This is a genomic window from Enterobacter quasiroggenkampii (genome assembly GCF_043972695.1).
Taxonomy (GTDB): domain Bacteria; phylum Pseudomonadota; class Gammaproteobacteria; order Enterobacterales; family Enterobacteriaceae; genus Enterobacter; species Enterobacter quasiroggenkampii.
In genome coordinates this window covers 1-24,236 of sequence record NZ_CP143745.1, presented here as the reverse complement: position 1 = coordinate 24,236, position 24,236 = coordinate 1, and the positions used below count along the sequence as shown (strand labels likewise).

Genomic DNA, 24,236 nt, shown 5'->3' with positions numbered 1-24,236 from the left:
TCTGTACCGAGGTGGTGGAATTGGTAGACACGCTACCTTGAGGTGGTAGTGCCCTAACGGGCTTGTGGGTTCGAGTCCCATCCTCGGTACCAATATTCCAGAAGAAAGACGTCGAAAGACGTCTTTTTTTTCGTCTGTAGATTATGTGTTGTTTTTCGTAGGCCCGGTAAGCGCAGCGCCACCGGGCAAAATGGCGGGTGGCGCTGCGCTTACCCACCCTACGAAAGGCCAAATAAAAAAGGCGTCCCCAGGACGCCTTTTGCATGCTACATCAGCGATTATTTCTTATCGCTGTGCTCCAGGTTTTCAACCTGCGGCAGGCCGTTACCTGAACTGGCTGACAGCAAACCGTTCTCAACATAGTTGAACAGCTTCTCACGGGTATCGGTGATGTCCAGGTTACGCATGGTCAGCTGGCCAATACGATCGTCCGGTGAGAACACGGATTCACCTTTCTCCATGGTCAGACGCTCTGCTTTATAGGTCAGGTTGTCAGACACGGTGTTCAGAATGGAGTAGTCGTTACCGCGACGCAGTTCCAGGGTCACTTCACCGGTGATTGCACTCGCCACCCAACGCTGCAGGGCATCACGCAGCATCAGCGCCTGCGGATCGAACCAGCGGCCCTGATACAGCAGTTTGCCCAGCTGACGGCCATGAGAGTGATACTGCTCAATGGTGTCTTCGTTGTGAATGCCGGTCAGTAGACGCTCGTAAGCGATGTGCAGCAGCGCCATCCCCGGGGCTTCATAGATACCACGGCTTTTCGCTTCGATGATACGGTTTTCAATCTGATCGCTCATGCCCAGACCATGACGACCGCCGATGCGGTTTGCTTCCAGCATCAGCTCCACATCGTCAGAGAAGGTTTTGCCGTTCAGCGCAACCGGATGACCGCGTTCGAAACGAACGGTCACTTCTTCTGCCGGGATCTTCACGTTCTCGTCCCAGAACTTCACGCCCATGATTGGGTTAACGATCTTCACGCTGGAGTTCAGGAATTCCAGGTCTTTCGCTTCGTGCGTCGCACCCAGCATGTTGGAGTCGGTGGAGTAAGCTTTCTCGACTGACATCTTATAGTCAAAACCGCAGGCGATCATAAACTCGGACATCTCATGACGACCACCCAGCTCGTCGATGAAGTCGGTATCCAGCCACGGTTTGTAAATCTGCAGTTCGGCGTTGGTCAGCAGGCCATAGCGATAGAAACGTTCGATATCGTTTCCTTTATAGGTGCTGCCGTCACCCCAGATGTTAACGCCGTCTTCTTTCATGGCAGCAACCAGCATGGTGCCGGTCACCGCACGGCCCAGCGGAGTGGTGTTGAAATAGGTCAGGCCGCCGGTGGTGTTATGGAATGCACCACACTGAATCGCCGCGATACCTTCCGCGACCAGTTGCTTACGGCAGTCAATCAGGCGCGCGTTCTCTGCACCATACTCTTTCGCGCGACGAGGAATAGCATCATAATCGTCCTCATCCGGCTGACCCAGGTTCGCAGTATAGGCATACGGAACCGCTCCCTTCTGGCGCATCCACAGCAGTGCAGCGCTGGTATCCAGGCCACCTGAGAAAGCGATGCCAATACGTTGTCCTACCGGAAGATGCTTGAGAATCGTCGTCATAGAATAAAACCCTGCTTGATTGACTGATTAGAGACCGCTTTCGCTCTCTTGTGCATTTTTATGCAAAATAAGTGAGTATTCATTTAATCATCTTTTGGCGAAGACCGGAAGAGACTCGTGCGTTTTTTGTAAAAATTTTGGTCTGATCGATCTGGCGGAAGTCGCCTTGACAGGTGGGGTCAACTATCAATATACTAAACGCCGATTTTACGTCCCGTCTTCGGTACCAAATCCCAGCATTATTTGCAAATTCTGTCCAAAACGCGTAGAATTTGCCACGTTTCAGGCGCGGGGTGGAGCAGCCTGGTAGCTCGTCGGGCTCATAACCCGAAGGTCGTCGGTTCAAATCCGGCCCCCGCAACCACTTTCCCATAAAGTTCTTTTTCAAATATACTGTGAAGACTTAGAGCCTTCGTAGCTGGATTTGAAAAAATTCTTTAGGAAAGTGCTCCAGGCCACAGTTGTGGCTATAGGGTTCAGTTATCTAAAGCCCCGATTTATCGGGGTTTTTTGTTATCTGACTACAGAATAACTGGGCTTTACGCCCTTTTTTTATGTCTTGGGGGTGGGCTTGTCCACATTAGAGCAAAAATTAACAGAGATGATTACTGCACCGGTCGAAGCACTGGGCTACGAACTGGTCGGCATCGAATTCGTTCGCGGCCGTACATCGACGCTGCGCATCTATATTGATAGTGAAGATGGCATCAATGTTGATGATTGTGCTGATGTCAGCCACCAGGTGAGTGCGGTTCTTGATGTTGAAGACCCAATTACCGTTGCGTACAACCTGGAAGTTTCCTCACCTGGCCTCGATCGCCCGATGTTCACGGCCGAGCACTATGTGCGCTTTACCGGTGAAGAAGTGGCTCTCGTTCTGCGTATGGCCGTACAGAACCGCCGTAAATGGCAGGGAATTATCAAAGCCGTTGATGGTGAAATGATCACGGTGACAGTCGAAGGCAAAGATGAAGTGTTCGCGCTGAGTAATATCCAGAAGGCGAACCTGGTTCCCCACTTTTAACAGTCTGGATTGAGGTGAAAAGCCCGCGATGAACAAAGAAATTTTGGCTGTTGTTGAAGCCGTCTCCAACGAGAAATCACTGCCGCGTGAGAAGATTTTTGAAGCGCTGGAAAGTGCACTGGCTACAGCAACCAAGAAAAAATACGAACAAGAGATCGATGTTCGCGTAGAAATCGATCGTAAAAGCGGTGACTTCGATACATTCCGTCGTTGGGTAATCGTTGAAGAAGTGACCCAGCCGACCAAAGAGATCACGCTGGAAGCCGCCCGTTTTGAAGACGAAAGTCTGAACGTGGGTGACTACGTTGAAGATCAGATTGAATCTGTGACCTTCGACCGTATCACCACCCAGACCGCTAAACAGGTTATCGTGCAGAAAGTGCGCGAAGCCGAGCGCGCGCTGGTTGTCGATCAGTTCCGCGATCAGGAAGGCGAAATCATCACCGGCGTGGTGAAGAAAGTGAACCGCGACAACATCTCCCTGGAGATCAAATCCGAAGGGTTGCCGGGTAACGCTGAAGCCGTGATCCTGCGTGAAGATATGCTGCCGCGTGAAAACTTCCGCCCAGGCGACCGTATTCGCGGTGTTCTGTACGCCGTTCGTCCTGAAGCGCGTGGTGCACAGCTCTTCGTGACCCGTTCTAAACCAGAAATGCTGGTAGAACTGTTCCGTATCGAAGTACCGGAAATCGGTGAAGAAGTTATTGAGATTAAAGCGGCGGCTCGCGATCCGGGCTCCCGTGCGAAAATTGCGGTGAAAACCAACGACAAGCGTATCGACCCGGTCGGTGCTTGCGTCGGTATGCGCGGTGCGCGTGTCCAGGCAGTTTCTACTGAGCTGGGCGGCGAACGTATTGATATCGTTCTGTGGGATGACAACCCGGCGCAGTTCGTGATCAACGCAATGGCTCCGGCTGATGTGGCGTCTATCGTTGTTGACGAAGACAAACACACCATGGATATCGCTGTTGAAGCGGGCAACCTGGCGCAGGCAATCGGCCGTAACGGTCAGAACGTACGCCTGGCGTCACAGCTGAGCGGCTGGGAACTCAACGTCATGACCGTTGATGACCTGCAGGCTAAGCATCAGGCTGAAGCCCATGCGGCGATCGATACCTTCACGAAATACCTGGATATTGACGAAGACTTCGCCACTGTTCTGGTTGAAGAAGGTTTCTCTACGCTGGAAGAACTGGCCTATGTGCCAATGAAAGAGCTGCTGGAAATTGACGGTCTGGATGAACCAACCGTTGAAGCCCTGCGTGAACGCGCTAAAAACGCACTGACCACCCTGGCACTGGCTCAGGAAGAAAGCCTTGGCGATAAGAAGCCGGCTGATGACCTGCTGAATCTGGAAGGTCTTGATCGTGCGATTGCGTTCAAGCTGGCTGCCCGTGGTGTTTGTACGCTGGAAGATCTCGCTGAGCAAGGCGTTGATGACCTGGCTGATATCGAAGGTTTAACCGACGAGAAAGCCGGCGAGCTCATCATGGCCGCACGTAATATTTGCTGGTTCGGCGACGAAGCGTAATAAACTGTAGCAGGAAGGAACAGCATGACTGATGTAACTGTAAAATCGCTGGCTGCTGAGATTCAGACCTCCGTGGACCGCCTGGTACAGCAATTTGCTGATGCAGGGATCCCGAAGTCCGCTGATGACTCGGTGACCGCGCAAGAAAAACAAACCTTGTTAACGCACCTGAACCGTGAACACGGCTCTACGCCTGACAAGTTAACGCTGCAGCGCAAAACGCGTAGCACGTTAAACATCCCTGGTACCGGTGGCAAAAGCAAATCGGTACAAATTGAAGTCCGCAAGACGCGCACCTTTGTAAAACGTGATCCGCAAGAGGCAGAACGCCTTGCTGCGGAAGAGCAGGCACAGCGTGAAGCGGAAGAACAAGCTCAGCGTGAGGCGGAAGCAGCCGCCAAACGTGAAGCAGAATTAAAAGCTGAACGTGAGGCCGCAGAAAAAGCGAAACGCGACGCAAGTGATAAAGTGAAGCGTGACGCTGCGGAAAAAGACAAAGTGAGCAATCAACAGACAGACGAAATGACCAAAACCGCCCAGGCTGAAAAAGCCCGCCGTGAAAATGAAGCTGCCGAGCTGAAGCGTAAAGCGGAAGAAGAAGCCCGCCGTAAGCTGGAAGAAGAAGCTCGCCGCGTCGCCGAAGAAGCGCGTCGTATGGCTGAAGAAAATGAGAAGAACGGTGTTGATACCGCTGAGCAGTCTGAAGACACCAGCGACTATCACGTGACCACTTCTCAGCACGCACGTCAGGCTGAAGATGATAACGACCGTGAAGTAGAAGGCGGCCGTGGCCGTGGTCGTAATGCAAAAGCAGCGCGTCCGGCGAAAAAAGGTAACAAGCACGCTGAATCCAAAGCTGACCGTGAAGAAGCACGCGCGGCGGTTCGCGGTGGTAAAGGCGGCAAGCGTAAAGGTTCCGCTCTGCAGCAGGGCTTCCAGAAGCCGGCTCAGGCCGTTAACCGTGACGTTGTGATCGGCGAAACCATTACCGTTGGCGAACTGGCGAACAAGATGGCGGTTAAAGGCTCTCAGGTCATCAAAGCGATGATGAAGCTGGGCGCGATGGCAACCATCAACCAGGTGATCGATCAGGAAACTGCACAGCTGGTTGCGGAAGAGATGGGCCACAAAGTTATCCTGCGTCGTGAAAACGAGCTGGAAGAAGCAGTAATGAGCGACCGTGACACAGGTGCTGCGGCAGAACCGCGCGCACCGGTAGTGACCATCATGGGTCACGTTGACCACGGTAAAACCTCTCTGCTTGACTACATTCGTTCTACCAAGGTTGCCTCTGGCGAAGCGGGTGGTATTACCCAGCACATCGGTGCATACCACGTAGAAACTGACAACGGTATGATCACCTTCCTGGATACCCCGGGCCACGCCGCGTTTACCTCTATGCGTGCTCGTGGTGCTCAGGCGACGGATATCGTTGTTCTGGTTGTTGCGGCGGACGACGGCGTCATGCCGCAGACCATCGAAGCTATCCAGCACGCGAAAGCAGCCGGTGTGCCGGTTGTGGTTGCCGTGAACAAGATCGATAAGCCAGAAGCGGATCCCGATCGTGTTAAAAACGAACTCTCCCAGTACGGTATCCTGCCGGAAGAGTGGGGCGGCGAAAGCCAGTTCGTACACGTGTCTGCGAAAGCGGGTACCGGTATCGACGAACTGCTGGACGCGATCCTGCTGCAGGCCGAAGTTCTGGAGCTGAAAGCCATCCGTAACGGTATGGCGAGCGGTGCGGTTATCGAATCCTTCCTGGATAAAGGACGTGGCCCGGTTGCTACCGTTCTGGTTCGTGAAGGTACGCTGCATAAAGGCGATATCGTTCTGTGCGGTTTCGAATACGGTCGCGTTCGTGCGATGCGTAACGAACTGGGTCAGGAAGTGCTGGAAGCGGGTCCGTCCATTCCAGTGGAAATCCTGGGTCTGTCCGGTGTTCCGGCTGCCGGTGACGAAGTGACCGTTGTGCGTGACGAGAAGAAAGCACGTGAAGTGGCACTGTATCGTCAGGGCAAATTCCGTGAAGTTAAACTGGCTCGTCAGCAGAAATCTAAACTCGAGAACATGTTTGCCAACATGACCGAGGGCGAAGTTCACGAAGTGAACATTGTGCTGAAAGCCGACGTTCAGGGCTCTGTGGAAGCGATCTCCGACTCCTTGCTGAAACTGTCTACCGACGAAGTGAAAGTGAAGATCATCGGTTCTGGCGTAGGTGGTATCACCGAAACCGACGCAACCCTGGCTGCTGCGTCCAACGCTATCCTGGTTGGCTTCAACGTTCGTGCGGATGCGTCTGCGCGTAAAGTGATTGAATCCGAAAGTCTGGATCTGCGTTACTACTCCGTCATCTATAACCTGATCGACGAAGTGAAAGCAGCGATGAGCGGCATGCTGTCTCCTGAGCTGAAACAGCAGATCATCGGTCTGGCTGAAGTACGTGACGTGTTCAAATCACCGAAATTCGGTGCGATCGCGGGCTGTATGGTTACCGAAGGTAACATCAAGCGTCACAACCCAATCCGCGTACTGCGTGACAACGTGGTTATCTACGAAGGCGAGCTGGAATCCCTGCGCCGCTTCAAAGATGACGTTAACGAAGTCCGTAACGGCATGGAATGTGGTATCGGCGTGAAGAACTACAACGACGTTCGCGTTGGCGATATGATCGAAGTGTTCGAGATCATCGAAATTCAGCGTACCATCGCTTAATTACCGATTGTAAGCCGGGATCGCCTCGCGCCACCCGGCAATAATTTCAAAAAGGGGCTTTAGCCCCTTTTTTGTCTGGAGAATTTATTATGGCGAAAGAATTTGGTCGCCCTCAGCGCGTAGCGCAGGAAATGCAGAAAGAGATCGCACTCATTCTGCAACGTGAAATTAAAGACCCACGCGTCGGCATGATGACCACCGTTTCCGGTGTGGAAATGTCCCGTGACCTGGCCTATGCCAAAGTGTTCGTCACCTTCCTGAACGATCAGGACGAAGCCGCAGTGAAAAACGGCATCAAAGCGCTGCAGGAAGCGTCTGGTTTCATCCGCTCTCTGCTCGGTAAGGCGATGCGCCTGCGTATCGTGCCTGAACTGACCTTCTTCTACGACAACTCGCTGGTCGAAGGTATGCGTATGTCCAACCTGGTGACCAGCGTGGTTAAACATGACGATGAGCGTCGTGTTAACCCGGCGGACGACAGCAAGGAGGACTGATGAGTCGTCCTCGTCGTCGTGGTCGCGACGTGCATGGTGTGCTGCTGCTGGATAAACCCCAGGGCGCTTCCAGCAACGACGTGCTGCAGAAAGTTAAGCGTATTTTTAACGCCAACCGTGCGGGCCACACCGGCGCGCTCGACCCGCTGGCAACCGGCATGCTGCCGGTCTGTCTGGGAGAGGCGACAAAGTTTTCCCAGTACCTGCTCGACTCCGATAAGCGTTACCGCGTTATCGCTAAGCTGGGCCAGCGCACGGATACCTCCGACGCGGATGGTCAGGTCGTGGAGGAGCGTCCGGTGACGTTCAGCGCGGAGCAACTTGATGCGGCGCTGGAGAGCTTCCGTGGGGATACGATGCAGGTACCGTCGATGTATTCGGCGCTGAAGTATCAGGGGAAAAAACTCTACGAATATGCGCGCCAGGGCATTGAGGTCCCGCGTGAAGCCCGTCCGATTACCGTGTATGAGCTGCTCTTTATTCGCCATGAAGGCGATGAGCTGGAGCTGGAAGTGCACTGTTCGAAAGGGACCTATATTCGCACCATCATCGACGACCTCGGTGAAAAACTGGGCTGCGGCGCGCATGTGATTTACCTGCGTCGTCTGGCGGTGAGCAAGTACCCGGTGGAGCGGATGGTGACCCTGGAACATTTGCGCGAGCTGGTTGAACAGGCTGAAGCGCAGGGGATCGCGCCGGCAGATTTGCTGGATCCGCTGCTGATGCCGATGGACAGTCCGGCTGCGGACTTCCCGGTTGTTAATCTTCCTTTAACATCGTCCGTTTACTTTAAGAACGGCAACCCGGTTCGTACGGCGGAGGCACCGCTGGAAGGCCTGGTACGCGTGACCGAAGGTGACGAAGGGAAATTCATCGGGATGGGCGAAATGGATGGCGAAGGGCGCGTTGCGCCGCGTCGTCTGGTCGTCGAATATCCGGTCGACGCGTGACGGTGATAACGGCTCACCTTGCGATAAGCAGGGGAGACGAGTAGAATATCGCCGCTTAACGCCTGGTAAATTGTTTAACAATCTGCGGGGCGTACATGGGATTGCTGAATTAGAGATCGGCATCCTTACATTCTTTATACTTTGGAGTTTGAAAATGTCTCTAAGCGTTGAAGCTAAAGCTAAAATCGTTTCTGAGTTTGGTCGTGGTACTAACGACAGCGGTTCTACCGAAGTTCAGGTTGCACTGCTGACTGCACAGATTAACCACCTGCAGGGTCACTTTGCAGAGCACAAAAAAGATCACCACAGCCGTCGTGGTCTGCTGCGTATGGTTTCTCAGCGTCGTAAACTGCTCGACTACCTGAAACGTAAAGATGTTGCACGCTACACCGCGCTGATCGAGCGTCTGGGTCTGCGTCGCTAATTCTTGCGAGTTTCAGAAAAGGGGGCCTGATGGCCCCTTTTTTCAAGCAGACGGCAGCAATTCACTGGAAACTATTGTATTGTTGCTATAAATGATCTTCATTGCAGAGGTTCGCGCGGCTAATGAGAGGCTTCACCCAGGGGGGTGTTGGTTGTCATTAGTCGCGAGGATGCGAAGAAGGTCGGGTCAAATCGACAGCACACCGGTGGTGTGCTGTCAAACATTTAAGAAAGGACAGAACTTTGCTTAATCCGATCGTTCGTAAATTCCAGTATGGTCAACATACCGTCACGCTGGAAACCGGCATGATGGCACGTCAGGCTACTGCTGCCGTTATGGTAAGCATGGATGACACCGCGGTATTCGTTACCGTTGTGGGCCAGAAAAAAGCTAAACCAGGTCAGGACTTCTTCCCGCTGACCGTTAACTACCAGGAGCGTACCTACGCTGCCGGTAAAATCCCGGGTGGCTTCTTCCGTCGTGAAGGCCGTCCAAGCGAAGGCGAAACCCTGATCGCGCGTCTGATTGACCGCCCGGTTCGTCCGCTGTTCCCGGAAGGCTTCGTTAACGAAGTACAGGTTATCGCGACCGTTGTTTCCGTTAACCCACAGGTTAACCCGGACATCGTGGCGATGATCGGTGCGTCCGCTGCCCTGTCACTGTCTGGTATTCCATTCAATGGCCCAATCGGTGCCGCGCGCGTCGGTTACATCAACGACCAGTACGTACTGAACCCAACTCAGGAAGAGCTGAAAGAAAGTAAGCTGGACCTGGTGGTTGCGGGTACTGAAGCCGCTGTGCTGATGGTTGAATCCGAAGCTGAACTGCTGAGCGAAGACCAGATGCTGGGTGCTGTGGTCTTTGGCCATGACCAGCAGCAGGTTGTTATCCAGAACATCAACGATCTGGTGAAAGAAGCCGGTAAGCCACGTTGGGACTGGCAGCCAGAAGCAGCAAACGACGCGCTGAATGCACGCGTTGCAGCTCTGGCAGAATCTCGTCTGAGCGATGCGTACCGCATCACTGACAAACAGGAGCGTTACGCTCAGGTTGACGTGATCAAGTCTGAAACTATCGCAACGCTGGTTGCTGAAGACGAAACGCTGGATGCTAACGAGCTGAGCGAAATTCTGCATGCTATCGAGAAAAACGTTGTTCGTAGTCGCGTTCTGGCAGGCGAGCCGCGTATCGATGGCCGTGAAAAAGACATGATCCGTGGTCTGGATGTGCGTACTGGCGTGCTGCCACGTACTCACGGTTCCGCGCTGTTCACCCGTGGCGAAACGCAGGCGCTGGTTACCGCGACCCTGGGTACGGCACGTGACGCACAGATCATCGACGAACTGATGGGCGAGCGTACTGACAGCTTCCTGTTCCACTACAACTTCCCTCCGTACTCCGTAGGCGAAACCGGTATGGTTGGCTCGCCGAAGCGTCGTGAAATTGGTCACGGTCGTCTGGCGAAGCGCGGCGTGCTGGCAGTCATGCCAGAAGCAGACAAATTCCCGTACACCGTACGTGTGGTGTCTGAAATCACCGAATCCAACGGTTCTTCTTCTATGGCTTCCGTGTGTGGTGCCTCTCTGGCGCTGATGGATGCAGGCGTGCCAATCAAAGCCGCCGTTGCGGGTATCGCAATGGGCCTGGTGAAAGAAGGCGACAACTATGTTGTTCTGTCTGACATTCTGGGCGACGAAGACCACCTGGGCGATATGGACTTCAAAGTGGCGGGTTCCCGCGACGGTATCTCTGCGCTGCAGATGGATATCAAAATTGAAGGTATCACCAAAGAGATCATGCAGGTTGCTCTGAACCAGGCTAAAGGTGCGCGTCTGCACATCCTGGGCGTGATGGAACAGGCTATCAACGCGCCACGCGGTGATATCTCTGAATTCGCACCGCGTATTCACACCATCAAGATCAATCCAGACAAGATCAAAGATGTTATCGGTAAGGGCGGTTCCGTAATCCGTGCGCTGACCGAAGAGACTGGCACCACCATCGAAATCGAAGATGACGGTACTGTGAAGATCGCAGCAACCGACGGCGAGAAAGCGAAATTCGCGATCCGTCGCATCGAAGAAATCACTGCAGAAATCGAAGTGGGCCGCGTCTATGCAGGTAAAGTGACCCGTATCGTTGACTTTGGCGCGTTCGTTGCCATCGGTGGCGGTAAAGAAGGTCTGGTTCACATCTCTCAGATCGCTGACAAGCGCGTTGAGAAAGTGACCGATTACCTGCAGATGGGTCAGGAAGTACCGGTTAAAGTTCTGGAAGTTGATCGCCAGGGCCGTATCCGTCTGAGCATTAAAGAAGCAACCGAGCAGTCTCAGCCAGCTGCTGCGCCAGAAGCACAGGCCGCAGAACAGCAAGGCGAGTAAGTTGCCATTTGCCCTCCGCTTTGCGGAGGGCCTATTATCAGGCAGGACGCCTTGTTAAGCCGCCGGGGGACAGGACGTTCATCCAATAGTTGTCTTCGGGAGTGGGAAATGAAGCCTTTTTTGCGCTGGTGTTTCGTTGCGACAGCTTTAACGCTGGCAGGATGCAGCAACTCTGCCTGGCGTAAGAGCGAAGTCCTCGCAGTGCCATTGCAACCGACTTTGCAGCAGGAAGTGATCCTGGCACGCATGGAACAAATACTTGCCAGTCGGGCTTTAACCGATGACGAACGCGCACAGCTTTTATATGAGCGCGGAGTGTTGTATGATAGTCTCGGTCTGAGGGCATTGGCGCGAAATGATTTTTCACAAGCGCTGGCTATCCGACCTGATATGCCTGAAGTATTCAATTACTTAGGCATTTATTTAACGCAGGCAGGCAATTTTGATGCTGCCTATGAAGCGTTTGATTCTGTACTTGAGCTTGATCCAACTTACAACTACGCGCACTTGAATCGCGGTATCGCATTGTATTACGGCGGTCGTGACAAGTTAGCGCAAGATGATCTGCTGGCGTTTTATCAAGACGATCCTAATGATCCTTTCCGTAGCCTGTGGCTTTACATCGTTGAGCGGAAGCTCGATGAGAAGCAGGCAAAAGAGGCACTGAAACAACGCTTCGATAAATCGGACAAGGAACAGTGGGGATGGAACATTGTCGAGTTCTACCTGGGCAACATTAGCGAAGCAACGCTGATGGAACGCCTCAAGGCGGACGCAACGGATAACACCTCGCTCGCTGAGCATCTCAGTGAAACCAACTTCTATTTAGGTAAGTACTACCTAAGTCTGGGGGATAAGGACAGCGCTACGGCACTGTTCAAATTAGCGGTTGCTAACAACGTACACAACTTCGTTGAGCACCGTTATGCATTGTTGGAATTATCGCTCTTGGGCCAGGAGCAAGACGACCTGGCAGAATCGGACCAGCAATAGCTGACGACATAAACATCAGCCCGTAATCTTTTGATTGCCATCACCTTAACTGGTGAGGGCGTTGTTGTTCGTCAATACACCTACTTTGAGCCGGTTCACACTTTTCAATGAAAATTGCTAATCATTTTCACGATGAGCTAAGTAGACTGGCCGCCATTGACATTGAGGCACTCGTACTACATGGCTGAATTCGAAACCACTTTTGCAGATCTGGGCCTGAAGGCTCCTATCCTTGAAGCCCTTAACGATCTGGGTTACGAAAAACCATCTCCGATCCAGGCTGAGTGTATCCCACACCTGCTTTCTGGTCGTGACGTGCTGGGCATGGCCCAGACTGGTAGCGGTAAAACTGCAGCGTTCTCGCTGCCGCTGCTGAACAACATTGATCCGGACCTGCGTGCACCGCAGATCCTCGTTCTGGCTCCAACCCGTGAACTGGCTGTTCAGGTTGCAGAAGCCATGACGGAATTCTCTAAACATATGCGCGGCGTAAACGTGGTTGCCCTGTACGGCGGCCAGCGTTATGACGTGCAGTTACGCGCCCTGCGCCAGGGCCCACAGATTGTTGTCGGTACGCCGGGCCGTCTGCTGGATCACCTGAAGCGCGGTACCCTGGACCTCTCTAAACTGAGCGGTCTGGTACTGGATGAAGCAGATGAAATGCTGCGTATGGGCTTCATCGAAGACGTTGAAACCATTATGGCGCAGATCCCGGACGGTCATCAGACCGCGCTGTTCTCTGCAACCATGCCGGAAGCTATCCGTCGCATTACCCGCCGCTTCATGAAAGAGCCGCAGGAAGTGCGTATTCAGTCCAGCGTAACCACTCGCCCGGACATCAGCCAGAGCTACTGGTCTGTGTACGGCATGCGTAAAAACGAAGCGCTGGTACGTTTCCTGGAAGCGGAAGATTTTGATGCGGCGATTATCTTCGTTCGTACCAAAAACGCGACCCTGGAAGTGGCTGAAGCCCTGGAGCGTAGCGGCTATAACAGCGCAGCGCTGAACGGTGACATGAACCAGGCCCTGCGTGAGCAGACTCTGGAGCGTCTGAAAGACGGTCGTCTGGATATCCTGATTGCAACCGACGTGGCAGCACGTGGTCTGGACGTTGAGCGTATCAGCCTGGTTGTTAACTACGACATCCCGATGGATTCCGAGTCTTACGTTCACCGTATCGGCCGTACCGGTCGTGCGGGTCGTGCTGGCCGCGCGCTGCTGTTCGTTGAGAACCGCGAGCGTCGTCTGCTGCGCAACATCGAACGTACCATGAAGCTGACCATTCCAGAAGCGGACCTGCCAAACGCAGAGCTGCTGGGCAAACGCCGTCTGGAAAAATTCGCCGCCAAAGTACAGCAGCAGCTGGAAAGCAGCGATCTGGATCAGTACCGTGCGCTGCTGTCGCAGATTCAGCCTGTTGCTGAAGGCGAAGAGCTGGACATGGAAACCCTGGCTGCAGCACTGCTGAAAATGGCTCAGGGCGAACGTAGCCTGATCGTGCCACCAGATGCGCCGATGCGTCCTAAGCGTGAATTCCGTGACCGTGACGATCGCTTCGAACGTCGTGGCGACCGTAACGATCGTGGCCCACGTGGTGACCGTCCAGAGCGTGGTGGTGAAGACCGTCCACGTCGTGAACGTCGCGACGCAGGTGACATGGAACTGTACCGCATTGAAGTGGGCCGTGATGATGGCGTTGAAGTTCGTCACATCGTTGGCGCGATCGCTAACGAAGGTGACATCAGCAGCCGTTACATCGGTAACATCAAGCTGTTCGCATCCCACTCTACCATCGAGCTGCCAAAAGGCATGCCGGGTGAAGTACTGCAGCACTTTACGCGTACCCGCATCCTGAACAAGCCGATGAACATGCAGCTGCTGGGCGATGCACAGCCACGTCCTGACCGTGGCGGCGAACGTCGTGGCGGTGGTCGCGGTTTCGGCGGCGAGCGTCGTGAAGGCGGTCGCAGCGAAGGTCGCGGTGGTGAAGGTCGTCGTTTCTCCGGCGAGCGCCGCGAAAGCCGTGGTCCACGTCGTGAAGAAGGCACCAGCCGTCGTCGTTTTGGTGACGCGTAAGCCTTACGCTTCTGACGTAAAGTAAAATATACAGCCCCGATACATGCTATCGGGGCTTTTTTTATTCCCTTTGTACTCTTGTACTGGTACAGTGCGTCACATTAAAATGCAGAACCGCATGATTGACTGGAGAAAAGGCTGTATGGCGACACTAACCACCACCCAAACGTCACCTTCGCTGCTTGGCGGCGTGGTGATCATCGGCGGAACCATTATAGGTGCCGGGATGTTCTCCCTGCCCGTGGTCATGTCCGGTGCGTGGTTCTTCTGGTCGCTGGCCGCGCTGGTCTTTACCTGGTTCTGTATGCTTCATTCCGGGCTGATGATCCTCGAAGCCAACCTGAACTACCGCATTGGCGCGAGCTTTGACACCATTACCAAAGACCTGCTGGGCAAAGGCTGGAACCTGGTGAACGGTCTGTCCATCGCGTTTGTGCTCTATATCCTGACCTACGCATATATTTCGGCGAGCGGTTCGATTCTGCATCACACCTTCTCTGAGATGTCGCTGAACGTTCCGGCGCGTCTGGCCGGGCTGTGCTTTGCGCTGGGCGTGGCGTTTATCGTCTGGATGAGTACCAAAGCGGTAAGCCGGATGACGGCAATCGTACTGGGCGCGAAGGTCATCACCTTCTTCCTGACCTTCGGCAGCCTGCTGGGGCACGTGACGCCCGCCACGCTGTTTAACGTTGCCGAAGTGAATACCTCCTATACGCCGTACCTGCTGATGACGCTGCCGTTCTGTCTGGCGTCGTTCGGCTACCACGGTAACGTGCCGAGCCTGATGAAGTACTACGGCAAAGATCCGCGCACCATTGTGAAGTGTCTGGTCTACGGCACGCTGCTGGCGCTGGCGCTGTATGTCATCTGGCTGCTCGGAACGATGGGCAACATCCCGCGCCCGGAATTTATCGGTATTGCGCAGAAGGGCGGTAACATTGACGTGCTGGTGCAGGCGCTGAGCGGCGTGCTGAACAGCCGCAGCCTGGATCTGCTGCTGGTTATCTTCTCTAACTTTGCGGTGGCGAGCTCTTTCCTCGGCGTGACGCTGGGCCTGTTTGACTACCTGGCGGATCTGTTCGGCTTTGATGATTCTGCGATGGGGCGCTTCAAAACCGCACTGCTGACCTTCCTGCCGCCGATTGTGGGCGGCCTGCTGTGGCCGAATGGCTTCCTGTACGCCATCGGCTACGCCGGACTGGCGGCAACCATCTGGGCGGCGATTGTGCCGGCGCTGCTGGCGCGTAAATCACGTAAACGCTTCGGTAGCCCGAAATTCCGCGTCTGGGGCGGTAAGCCGATGATTGCGCTGATCCTGGTGTTCGGCGCGGGCAATGCCCTGGTACACGTGCTGTCGAGTTTTAATCTGTTGCCTGTCTATCAGTAAATGCAAAGCCCGGTGGCGCTACGCTTACCGGGCCTACAGGGATCGCGTAGGCCGGATAAGGCGTAGCCGCCATCCGGCAAAAAACTACCCCACCAACTCCTCCTTCACCTGCATGGCCAAATCAAACGAGTGCAAACGCGCCTGGTGATCGAAAATCTGGCCGTTAACCATAATTTCATCCGCCTGCGTTTCACGCAGCACCGCCTCCAGCCCGTGACGCACTTTCGCTTTATCGCCAACTAGCGACATGCTCAGCGCCTGTTGAACGCCATACTGCTCTGAAGCTGACCACAGCTGATGCATATTCTCCACCGGTGGCGGAAGCTGGCCCGTCTCCCCGCGACGCAGCTTCACAAACGCCTGCTGCATGGAGGTGAACAGGAATTCCGCGTCGCGATTGCTGTCGGCAGCAATGATGTTGATACACACCATCGCGTACGGTTTCTCCAGACGCTCGGACGGTTTGAAGTGCGTACGGTAAAGATGCAGCGCCTGATGCAGCATATCCGGCGCGAAATGGGAGGCAAACGCAAACGGCAGCCCCAGCTGGGCGGCGAGCTGCGCGCTGTAGAGGCTTGAGCCCAACAGCCATACCGGGATCTTCTCGCCGTAACCCGGCACCGGGCGCACGTACGGGTTCGGGTCACGCGCGTCGAACCAGTCCACCAGTTCGGCCACGTCGCGCGGGAAGTTATCAATATCGCCGCTCATATGGCGACGCAGGGCGCGCATGGTCGGCTGGTCGCTGCCCGGCGCACGGCCAAGCCCTAAATCGATACGGCCCGGATAGAGGGTATTCAGCGTGCCGAACTGCTCGGCGATAACCAGCGGGGCGTGGTTCGGCAACATCACGCCGCCGGAGCCCAGGTGCAGCGTGGTGGTATTTGCCGCCAGATAACCAATCAGTACCGAGGTGGCGGCGCTGGCAATGCCCACCATGTTGTGGTGTTCGGCCAGCCAGTAGCGGTGATAGCCACGCTTTTCGGCCAGCTGAGCCAGATCCAGAGAGTGCGAAAAGGCTTCTCTCGCCGAGGAGCCTTGTGGGATCGGCGCCAGATCCAGCACCGAAAACGGAAGGGTTTTGTCAGTCATAACAGCTCACTTTGTCGACGGTGAATCTTTAATACTGCATTAAAAAATGATAACCGTTGTTAACAAAGTGAGCCTTTTTTAGGCCTGAAGTTCCAGCCCGGCCAGACGCTTCCAGTATCCGTTACAGTCGCTGTTCGCCGTCAGCGGCAGCGGAGCGGCACCGTTTTCGTTGGCGCGGAAGGCATCCAGCATCGCGAACACGCCGGTATCGAGCGGCGACAGGCGCACCATATCTACCAGCCCGTCCATCGACGCCAGCTCGTTGCCGAGGTTATAGACATAGCCGCTCATGGTCTGAATACCGTTGAGAACAAACACCTGCTGGTTCTCCTGCGACAGCATGCTGCGCCCGTTTGGGTACTTAATGCAGCAGGTTTCGCACTCGTCTTTCGGACGGTCTTCCGAGCGTGCGGTAAAGCAGCGGGCGGAATAGGCCAGCGGCAGATGCCCGTAGCTCAGCACTTCCACTTCAAACTTGTTGCGAATGCCCAGCTCTTCGCACTGCGTGAGCAGGTTTGCCAGCCAGTCGCGGGAGAGTTCAACCGGCATGCACCAGCGCGTCATGCCCTGTTTGAGCAGCAGGCGCAGGGTCACGGCGTTGTAGCAGTTCAGGGCATGACCCGCGACAAACGGCAGCCTGCGTTCGGCGCACATGTTCACCACGCCGAGATCGCTCGCTTCCAGCAGGAACTCGCCGTTCTCTACGTAGCGTTTCAGCTCGCCCAGTTCGGAAGACGCCTGCACCAGCGCAAGGGTGGAGAGCACGACCTGCTTGCCGCTGCCGGCCAGGCTTTTCGCCATCTCCAGCCAGTCGCCCACTTTGGTGGCGCGGCGCTTGCTGCACACCGCTTCACCGAGGTAAATCACATCGGCGCTGCTGGTGGCGGCCTGTTGGTAAAAATCTTCCAGCGTCTCTTTTGGCCAGTAGTAAAGCACCGGTCCTAATGAATATTTCATGATTTTCTCACTGCCATTTACGGTGATACGCGCCCAGCGTGGTTTGCGTGCCTTCGGACATCGATCCGAGCGTCTCCATCCAGGCCTGCTGCGGAGCGTAGTTCTGCGGGTCCGCCATGCAGCGGTCGATGGCCTGACGCCACACTTTCGCCACCTGGCTCACGTAGGCCGGGCTACGCTGGCGACCTTCGATTTTCACCGAGGCAATATTGGCCGCCAGCAGTTCCGGCAGCAGCTCCAGCGTGTTGAGGCTGGTGGGCTCTTCCAGGGCGTGGTAACGCTCGCCGTCGACCAGATAGCGGCCTTTACACAGGGTGGGATAACCGGCGTTTTCACCGTCCTGATAGCGGTCGATCAGCACCTCATTCAGGCGAGATTCCAGCCCCTGCGGCGTTTGCTGCCAGCGGACAAAGCGGGCAGGGGAGCAGGCCCCGACAGTATTTGGCGACTCGCCGGTCAGATACGAGGAAAGATAGCAACGGCCTTCGGCCATAATGCAGAGGCTGCCAAAGGCAAAAACTTCCAGCGGCACTGGCGTGACGCGTGCGAGTTGCTTAACCTGATGGATAGAAAGCACGCGCGGCAGCACCACGCGGGCCACGTCAAAGTTTCGGTGATAAAAACGCACGGCCTCTTCGTTGGTGGCAGATGCCTGAACAGAGACGTGGCGCTCAATATGGGGATAGCGTTCTGCCGCATACTCAAGCATGGCGAGGTCGGCCAGAATCAGCGCATCGGCACCCAGTTGTGCCGCCATATCCACCGCGCGCTGCCAGCGGGCGTACCCGTCAGGATGAGCAAAGGTATTGATGGCGATATGCAGCTTGCGGCGGTGCTGGTGAACGAAGTTAACGGCTTCCTGAAGCTTTTTCTCCGTAAAGTTGAGGCCAGCAAAATGGCGGGCATTGGTGTCATCTTTCAGCCCGATATAGACCGCATCGGCCCCATTTTCGATGGCCGCCTTAAGCGCCGGAAGGTTTCCGGCAGGGCAGAGCAGCTCCATAATTTATCCTGATGTTGTCGATCGCAAAAATGTTAACGAGCTGGGATTTTAATTAACCCATACGCGACAATTTTTGATTTAAGGCAGCTAATGGCGTATTGATGGCACCAATAATGAGGTTGTCCGGACGACGGTTTGTTGATTTACGCCGCTATGTTGTGCGTCGGATATGGCAAAATAGCAGGACTATAGATATCAGGGAGTAAAGCTCGTGCTGGATAAACTGCGTTCACGTCTCGTACAATTTGGCCCATCAATGCTGAGCGTGCCGGTCAAGCTGGCGCCGTTCGCGCTTAAACGTCAGGTGCTGGAGCAGGTTCTGAGCTGGCAGTTCCGCCAGGCGCTGCAGGATGGCGAGCTGGAATTCCTGGAAGGCCGCTGGTTGAGCATTGAGGTGCGTGACATCGGGCTGCGCTGGTTTACCTCCGTTGAGAATGACCAGCTGATCGTCCGCGAAACCGCCGAGGCGGACGTGAGCTTTAGCGCCAACGCCAGCGATCTGCTGATGATCGCCGCGCGTAAACAGGATCCGGATACGCTCTTCTTCCAGCGCCGTCTGGTGATTGAAGGCGACACGGAGTTGGGCCTGTACGTGAAGAATTTAATGGATGCCATTGAGCTGGAGCAGATGCCGAAAGCGCTGCGCGTGATGTTGATGCAAATGGCAGATTTCGTTGAGGCCGGGCTGAAAGCCCCGCCGGACAGTAAACACACTTCAGTAGGTGAGCCATGCTGATTCGAGTCGAAATAGGGATTGATGCGCCGGGGATCGATGCGCTGCTGCGCCGTGCTTTCGCGAGCGATGCCGAAGCCCAGCTGGTCCACGATCTCCGCGAAGACGGTCTGATTACGCTGGGGCTGGTCGCCACCGATGACGAAGGTCAGGTGGTGGGCTATGTTGCCTTCAGTCCGGTCACCGTTCAGGGTGAAGAGCTGCAGTGGGTCGGTATGGCACCGCTGGCGGTGGATGAAAACTATCGCGGGCAGGGGCTGGCGCGTCAGCTGGTCTATGAAGGATTGGATTCGCTCAATGAGTTCGGTTATGCGGCCGTTGTTGCGCTGGGCGATCCGGCGTTCTATGGCCGTTTAGGCTTCGAGCAGGCCGCGCATTACGATCTGCGCTGCCGCTGGCCGGGTACGGAATCCGCGTTCCAGGTGCACCGTCTGGCGGACGATGCGCTCAACGGCGTCAATGGCCTGGTCGAGTACCACGACCATTTCAATCGCTTTTAATCAGGCTCTCGCGTAGCGCCTCAAAAGAGCCGTCTCCGGTCACGAGGCGCTCTTTCTGGCGCTTCGTCAGCTGTTTGATGCGGTATTCCAGCCTGAGCGCCAGCGATCGGTCACCGACGGGCGCCGAAAAGGCGAGCTGTAACTCCCCTTTCCCCCGCAGCGCTTTTGCCCCTTTCCCCGTTTGATGTTGTAAAAAACGCCGCGCCACATCGGTGGTGATCCCGGTGTAGAGTGCGTTATCAGCGGTTCGGACAAGATAGAGAAACCAGCACACGGTAAACAGATTCAGTATGTTAAGGTGAACGCACCATAGCATGAGAGAGAACGAAAATGGAAACACTGGCAGCCATCAACCGCTGGCTGGCGAAGCAGCACGTCGTCACCTGGTGCGTCTACAGCGAGGGTGAGATGTGGTGCGCAAACGCGTTTTACTACTACGATCCGGAGCGCGTCGCGTTTTATGTCATGAGTGAAGACAAAACGCGTCATGCGCAGATGACCGGCCAGCAGGCGAAGGTCGCGGGCACGGTGAATGGCCAGCCGAAAACGGTCGCGCTGATCCGTGGAGTACAGTTTAAAGGGGAAATCCGTCGTCTGGACGGAGAAGAGAGCGACGCGCGTCGTAAGCACTACACGCGCCGCTTTCCGGTTGCCGCTGCGCTAAAAGCCCCGGTGTGGGAAATCCGCCTCGATGAGCTGAAATTTACCGACAACACCCTGGGCTTTGGCAAGAAGCTGCACTGGCTACGCGCCGAGCAGGCGTAGCGCTTCGCGGTTAAACGCCGGGAGATCGTCCGGGGTCCGGCTGGTGATCAGCTGGTCTTTGTCGTTGACCACCTCCTGATCGTAAAATTCGGCCCCCGCGTTTTTCAGATCGATTACGATCGGTTTCACCGCTGTGAGCTTGCGCCCGCGGACAACCTCCGCGCTGATGAGCAGCTGCGGGCCGTGACAGATGGCAAAGACCGGTTTGCCGGTAGAGACAAAGTCCCGGGTGAAGGTCACGAAGCGCTCGTCCCCGCGCAGGGAATCCGGTGAATGGCCGCCGGGTAACAGCAGGGCGTCAAAATCGGAGGGGCTAACGTTATCGATAGTCTCGTCGATGGTCACGCTGGCCTCGCCCTTATGGCCTTTCACCGTTTTGCCCGCCTCTTTTTCAATGGTGATGACCTCATGTCCCGCCTTGCGGAACGCCTCTGCAGGAGAGGTGAATTCTGAATCTTCAAACTCGTCGGTAATCAAGACTGCGATTTTCTTGCCCATGCTTCCTCCGTTGTTTTGGCTTCAGACTGATTTTTCTCCGCTTGTGGTAAATACTTACCTGTAACAGACTTCTAAGTGTGGTCGACGACGCTGAGTTCGCAAACGGACAATTCTGTAAAGGGGATACGATGAGTCAGGTACTGATTACCGGGGCTACCGGGCTAGTGGGCGATCATCTGCTGCGGCTGCTGATTCAGGATCGCCGCGTGAACTACATCGCCGCCCCGACGCGTCGACCGCTGGCGGACATCTCCGGCGTCTTTAATCCGCACGATCCTCAACTGACGGATGCGCTGGCGCAGGTGCAGGATCCCATTGATATCGCGTTTTGCTGTCTGGGCACCACGCGGCGGGAGGCGGGGAGCAAAGAGGCATTTATCCACGCCGACTATACGCTGGTGGTGGACACCGCGCTTACGGCGAAAAAGCTGGGAGCCAGACATTTTCTGGTGGTCAGCGCGCTGGGCGCCAGTGCCGGATCGCCTTTCTTCTACAACAAGGTGAAGGGCAAGATGGAGGATGCACTGATTGCGCAGAAATGGGAGCAGCTGACGATTGTGCGCCCCTCGATGCTGATCGGCCACCGCGACGAGCGCCGCTTTAACGAGTCGATCCTGGCCCCGCTGTTTCGGATCCTTCCCGGCAACTGGAAAGCCATCGAGGCGCGGGACGTCGCGCGGGCGATGTTAAAAGAGGGACTGGCCCCGTCAAAAGCGGGCGTAAACATTATCCCTTCGGCAAAACTGCGTGAAATCGCGCAGGGCGAGGCGTAAACTCCCCCGGCTAATTACTCATACTCTCCGGGGAATGCTATGACTGGTCAGTCTTCATCTCAGGCGGCAACACCTGTTCAATGGTGGAAGCCCGCACTCTTCTTTCTCGTGGTCATTATTGGCCTCTGGTACGTGAAATGGCAGCCGTACTACGGCAAAGCCTTCACCGCCGCCGAAACGCACAGCATCGGTAAATCTATTCTCGCTCAGGCGGATGCCAGCCCGCTTCAGGCGGCGTGGGACTATGCCATGGTCTACTTCCTTGCCGTCTGGAAGGCTGCTGTCCTGGGCGTGATCCTGGGCTCACTGATTCAGGTGCTGATCCCGCGCAACTGGCTGGTGAAAACCCTCGGGCAGCCGCGCTTTCAGGGGACGCTGCTGGGAACGATCTTCTCCCTGCCGGGCATGATGTGCTCCTGCTGTGCTGCACCCGTAGCGGCAGGGATGCGCCGCCAGCGCGTATCAATGGGGGGCGCACTGGCGTTCTGGATGGGCAACCCGCTGCTCAATCCGGCGACGCTGGTGTTTATGGGCTTTGTCCTGGGCTGGCATTTCGCATTCATTCGTCTGGTGGCCGGACTGCTGACCGTGCTGGTGGTGGCGACGCTGGTGCAAAATCTGGTGAAGGATAAGACGCCAGAGTCCGCGTCTGTTGAACTGGACGTCAGCGAGCCGCAGGGCGGGTTCTTTGCCCGCTGGGGCAGGGCGCTATGGCAGCTTTTCTGGAGCACCATCCCGGTCTATATTCTGGCGGTGCTGGTTCTCGGGGCGGCGCGCGTCTGGCTCTTCCCGCATGCGGATGGCGCTATCGACAACACGCTGTTGTGGATCATTGCGATGGCCGTTGCAGGCTGCCTGTTTGTGATCCCTACCGCCGCAGAAATTCCCATTGTTCAGACCATGATGTTGGCCGGCATGGGCACCGCACCGGCGCTGGCGTTGCTCATCACGTTGCCTGCCATCAGCCTGCCGTCGCTGATTATGCTGCGTAAGTCATTCCCGGCGAAAGCGCTGTGGCTCACCGCAGGGCTGGTGGCGTTGAGTGGGGTGATGGTGGGAAGTATTGCGCTTCTGTGAAAAACGCCCGGTGGCGCTACGCTTACCGGGCCTACAAAAAAATCCCCTCACTTGAGGGGATTTTTTTATTTAATGTAAGTAAACGCGGTGGTGACGTGCTTCACGCCGCTCACCCGGCTGGCAATATCGGCCGCCGCTTTCCCTTCACGGTCGGTCACCAGACCCAGCAGGAACACTTCACCGTTTTCCGTCGTCACCTTCACGTTGGAGGATTTCACCTGGTCCGAACCCAGCAGCTGGGAACGCACTTTGGTGGTGATCCAGGTATCGGAAGAGGCATCACCCAGGCCAATTGGCTTGCCCTGACGCACTTCGTTAAACACCTCTGTGGTCCCTTCAACGCCCATCGCAATCTGTTTCGCACGCGAGGCGAGTTCCATATTCGGCGCCTGGCCTGCCAGCAGCACTTTGCCCTGGTAAGCCGTCACGTTGATACGCGCCTCTTTCTTGATCTGTTCGTCTTTCGACAGCGCACTGTTGACGCGCAGCTCCAGCGTACCGTCATCCACCTGTGTCCCCACAGAGCGCGGATCGGTTGCCGCTTTGGTGCCTACTGCGGCGGTACCCACAACGGCCGCAGCGATACATCCCTGAAGCAGTAATGCAGACATAAGGACTGCGAGGGTCGATAAAGCCTTCATAAGAACTCCTTAATCATCCTGGTGAGGGAAAAGCGTGTTATCGATCAAGTCACATAAGCAGTTCACCGTGAGCATATGCATTTCCTGAATACGTGCGCTCCGGTGAGACGGAATGCGGATTTCCACATCCTGCGGCCCAAGCAGACCCGCCAGCTCACCCCCGTCATAGCCGGTTAAGGCCACGATAGTCATGTCGCGGGTGACGGCGGCTTCAACGGCTTTGACAATATCCCGGCTATTGCCGCGCGTGGAGATGGCCAGCAGCACATCTCCGGCATGACCCAGAGCTCGCACCTGCTTTGCGTAAATTTCGTCATGCAGACGATCGTTAGCAATCGCCGTTAAGACCACATTATCGGTATTAAGTGCAATGGCAGGTAAACTCGGGCGTTCTGTTTCAAAACGATTGATCATGCTGGCAGCAAAATGCTGTGCGTTGGCGGCTGACGTGCCGTTGCCACAACAGAGGATTTTGTTGCCGTTTAGCAGGGATTGCACCAGCGTCATTGCGGCACGCGAGATAGCATCCGGAAGGGCTTCCGCCGCGGCAATCTGAGTCTGGATGCTTTCTGTGAAGCACACTTTAATTCTTTCGAGCAC

24 protein-coding genes and 2 tRNA genes are annotated in these 24,236 nt (G+C 55.6%); 18 read left to right on the top strand and 8 right to left on the bottom strand.

The window, feature by feature from the left end; translation table 11 throughout:
* The first annotated feature begins 5 nt into the window (after nucleotides 1–5).
* Nucleotides 6–92: transfer RNA gene (locus tag V1572_RS00130), tRNA-Leu, on the top strand.
* Nucleotides 93–278: 186 nt separating this feature from the next.
* Here V1572_RS00130 and argG read toward each other — a convergent pair.
* Nucleotides 279–1,625, bottom strand: a complete 1,347-nt coding sequence (gene argG / locus V1572_RS00125) for an argininosuccinate synthase (RefSeq protein WP_014833433.1) — start codon at nucleotides 1,623–1,625, stop codon at nucleotides 279–281.
* A gap of 287 nt (nucleotides 1,626–1,912) precedes the next feature.
* On the opposite strand from argG, the gene V1572_RS00120 reads away from it, so the two are divergent.
* The 12 genes from V1572_RS00120 to mtr all read left to right on the top strand — a co-directional run bounded on the left by V1572_RS00120 (nucleotide 1,913) and on the right by mtr (nucleotide 15,597).
* Nucleotides 1,913–1,989, top strand: a tRNA-Met gene (locus tag V1572_RS00120).
* Between the two features lie 207 nt (nucleotides 1,990–2,196).
* Nucleotides 2,197–2,649: a ribosome maturation factor RimP gene (rimP, locus tag V1572_RS00115; RefSeq protein ID WP_014833432.1), complete on the top strand. Its 453-nt coding sequence runs from the start codon at nucleotides 2,197–2,199 to the stop codon at nucleotides 2,647–2,649.
* A gap of 28 nt (nucleotides 2,650–2,677) precedes the next feature.
* On the top strand, nucleotides 2,678–4,180 hold the full coding sequence (gene nusA, locus V1572_RS00110) for a transcription termination factor NusA (protein ID WP_003861798.1): 1,503 nt from the start codon (nucleotides 2,678–2,680) through the stop codon (nucleotides 4,178–4,180).
* Between the two features lie 24 nt (nucleotides 4,181–4,204).
* Nucleotides 4,205–6,892, top strand: coding sequence for a translation initiation factor IF-2 (infB, locus tag V1572_RS00105; RefSeq protein ID WP_045910098.1), 2,688 nt, complete (start codon nucleotides 4,205–4,207; stop codon nucleotides 6,890–6,892).
* Nucleotides 6,893–6,981: 89 nt separating this feature from the next.
* The gene (gene rbfA / locus V1572_RS00100) at nucleotides 6,982–7,386 is read left to right on the top strand and encodes a 30S ribosome-binding factor RbfA (protein WP_003024988.1); all 405 of its coding nucleotides are present in this window, start codon (nucleotides 6,982–6,984) and stop codon (nucleotides 7,384–7,386) included.
* The gene (gene truB / locus V1572_RS00095; protein ID WP_063622527.1) at nucleotides 7,386–8,336 is read left to right on the top strand and encodes a tRNA pseudouridine(55) synthase TruB; all 951 of its coding nucleotides are present in this window, start codon (nucleotides 7,386–7,388) and stop codon (nucleotides 8,334–8,336) included. The genes rbfA and truB overlap by 1 nt, the downstream gene beginning before the upstream one ends.
* Before the next feature lie 154 nt (nucleotides 8,337–8,490).
* Nucleotides 8,491–8,760, top strand: a complete 270-nt coding sequence (rpsO, locus tag V1572_RS00090) for a 30S ribosomal protein S15 (protein ID WP_003861789.1) — start codon at nucleotides 8,491–8,493, stop codon at nucleotides 8,758–8,760.
* 242 nt (nucleotides 8,761–9,002) lie between these two features.
* Nucleotides 9,003–11,141, top strand: a complete 2,139-nt coding sequence (gene pnp / locus V1572_RS00085) for a polyribonucleotide nucleotidyltransferase (RefSeq protein ID WP_045910096.1) — start codon at nucleotides 9,003–9,005, stop codon at nucleotides 11,139–11,141.
* 108 nt (nucleotides 11,142–11,249) lie between these two features.
* Entirely contained in the window at nucleotides 11,250–12,134 is an 885-nt protein-coding gene (gene nlpI, locus V1572_RS00080; RefSeq protein ID WP_008501476.1) for a lipoprotein NlpI, read from the top strand.
* 107 nt (nucleotides 12,135–12,241) lie between these two features.
* The gene (gene yrbN, locus V1572_RS00075) at nucleotides 12,242–12,322 is read left to right on the top strand and encodes a protein YrbN (protein WP_100122156.1); all 81 of its coding nucleotides are present in this window, start codon (nucleotides 12,242–12,244) and stop codon (nucleotides 12,320–12,322) included.
* Nucleotides 12,315–14,210: a DEAD/DEAH family ATP-dependent RNA helicase gene (locus tag V1572_RS00070; protein ID WP_048028855.1), complete on the top strand. Its 1,896-nt coding sequence runs from the start codon at nucleotides 12,315–12,317 to the stop codon at nucleotides 14,208–14,210. Before yrbN ends, V1572_RS00070 begins: the two co-directional genes overlap by 8 nt.
* Nucleotides 14,211–14,352: 142 nt before the next feature.
* Nucleotides 14,353–15,597, top strand: a complete 1,245-nt coding sequence (gene mtr, locus V1572_RS00065) for a tryptophan permease (protein ID WP_008501478.1) — start codon at nucleotides 14,353–14,355, stop codon at nucleotides 15,595–15,597.
* An 84-nt stretch (nucleotides 15,598–15,681) separates the two neighbouring features.
* Here mtr and V1572_RS00060 read toward each other — a convergent pair whose 3' ends face one another.
* From V1572_RS00060 to V1572_RS00050, 3 genes are all read right to left on the bottom strand, one after another.
* On the bottom strand, nucleotides 15,682–16,689 hold the full coding sequence (locus V1572_RS00060; RefSeq protein ID WP_063622523.1) for an LLM class flavin-dependent oxidoreductase: 1,008 nt from the start codon (nucleotides 16,687–16,689) through the stop codon (nucleotides 15,682–15,684).
* A gap of 78 nt (nucleotides 16,690–16,767) precedes the next feature.
* Nucleotides 16,768–17,646, bottom strand: coding sequence for a U32 family peptidase (locus tag V1572_RS00055; RefSeq protein ID WP_048028859.1), 879 nt, complete (start codon nucleotides 17,644–17,646; stop codon nucleotides 16,768–16,770).
* Nucleotides 17,647–17,653: 7 nt separating this feature from the next.
* On the bottom strand, nucleotides 17,654–18,649 hold the full coding sequence (locus tag V1572_RS00050; protein WP_021242249.1) for a peptidase U32 family protein: 996 nt from the start codon (nucleotides 18,647–18,649) through the stop codon (nucleotides 17,654–17,656).
* Nucleotides 18,650–18,860: 211 nt separating this feature from the next.
* On the opposite strand from V1572_RS00050, the gene V1572_RS00045 reads away from it, so the two are divergent.
* The gene (locus tag V1572_RS00045) at nucleotides 18,861–19,385 is read left to right on the top strand and encodes an SCP2 domain-containing protein (RefSeq protein WP_045910093.1); all 525 of its coding nucleotides are present in this window, start codon (nucleotides 18,861–18,863) and stop codon (nucleotides 19,383–19,385) included.
* Nucleotides 19,379–19,882 carry a GNAT family N-acetyltransferase gene (locus V1572_RS00040; protein WP_045910092.1) on the top strand — a complete coding sequence of 168 codons (504 nt, stop codon included), beginning with the start codon at nucleotides 19,379–19,381 and terminating at the stop codon, nucleotides 19,880–19,882. The genes V1572_RS00045 and V1572_RS00040 overlap by 7 nt, the downstream gene beginning before the upstream one ends.
* Here the strand turns inward: V1572_RS00040 and V1572_RS00035 are convergent.
* On the bottom strand, nucleotides 19,869–20,198 hold the full coding sequence (locus tag V1572_RS00035) for a GIY-YIG nuclease family protein (protein WP_008501484.1): 330 nt from the start codon (nucleotides 20,196–20,198) through the stop codon (nucleotides 19,869–19,871). The genes V1572_RS00040 and V1572_RS00035 overlap by 14 nt on opposite strands.
* Before the next feature lie 14 nt (nucleotides 20,199–20,212).
* On the opposite strand from V1572_RS00035, the gene V1572_RS00030 reads away from it, so the two are divergent.
* On the top strand, nucleotides 20,213–20,647 hold the full coding sequence (locus V1572_RS00030; RefSeq protein WP_008501485.1) for a YhbP family protein: 435 nt from the start codon (nucleotides 20,213–20,215) through the stop codon (nucleotides 20,645–20,647).
* Here the strand turns inward: V1572_RS00030 and V1572_RS00025 are convergent.
* Nucleotides 20,627–21,145, bottom strand: a complete 519-nt coding sequence (locus V1572_RS00025) for a type 1 glutamine amidotransferase domain-containing protein (RefSeq protein WP_008501486.1) — start codon at nucleotides 21,143–21,145, stop codon at nucleotides 20,627–20,629. The genes V1572_RS00030 and V1572_RS00025 overlap by 21 nt on opposite strands.
* A gap of 128 nt (nucleotides 21,146–21,273) precedes the next feature.
* On the opposite strand from V1572_RS00025, the gene V1572_RS00020 reads away from it, so the two are divergent.
* Both V1572_RS00020 and V1572_RS00015 read left to right on the top strand, forming a co-directional pair.
* On the top strand, nucleotides 21,274–21,918 hold the full coding sequence (locus V1572_RS00020) for an NAD(P)H-binding protein (protein WP_045910091.1): 645 nt from the start codon (nucleotides 21,274–21,276) through the stop codon (nucleotides 21,916–21,918).
* A 39-nt stretch (nucleotides 21,919–21,957) separates the two neighbouring features.
* Nucleotides 21,958–22,995, top strand: a complete 1,038-nt coding sequence (locus V1572_RS00015; protein ID WP_395299620.1) for a permease — start codon at nucleotides 21,958–21,960, stop codon at nucleotides 22,993–22,995.
* 65 nt (nucleotides 22,996–23,060) lie between these two features.
* On the opposite strand, the gene dolP is transcribed toward V1572_RS00015, so the two are convergent.
* Together dolP and diaA are read right to left on the bottom strand one after the other, a co-directional pair.
* Nucleotides 23,061–23,636, bottom strand: a complete 576-nt coding sequence (dolP, locus tag V1572_RS00010; protein ID WP_024906379.1) for a division/outer membrane stress-associated lipid-binding lipoprotein — start codon at nucleotides 23,634–23,636, stop codon at nucleotides 23,061–23,063.
* 9 nt (nucleotides 23,637–23,645) lie between these two features.
* The gene (diaA, locus tag V1572_RS00005; RefSeq protein ID WP_003861754.1) at nucleotides 23,646–24,236 is read right to left on the bottom strand and encodes a DnaA initiator-associating protein DiaA; all 591 of its coding nucleotides are present in this window, start codon (nucleotides 24,234–24,236) and stop codon (nucleotides 23,646–23,648) included.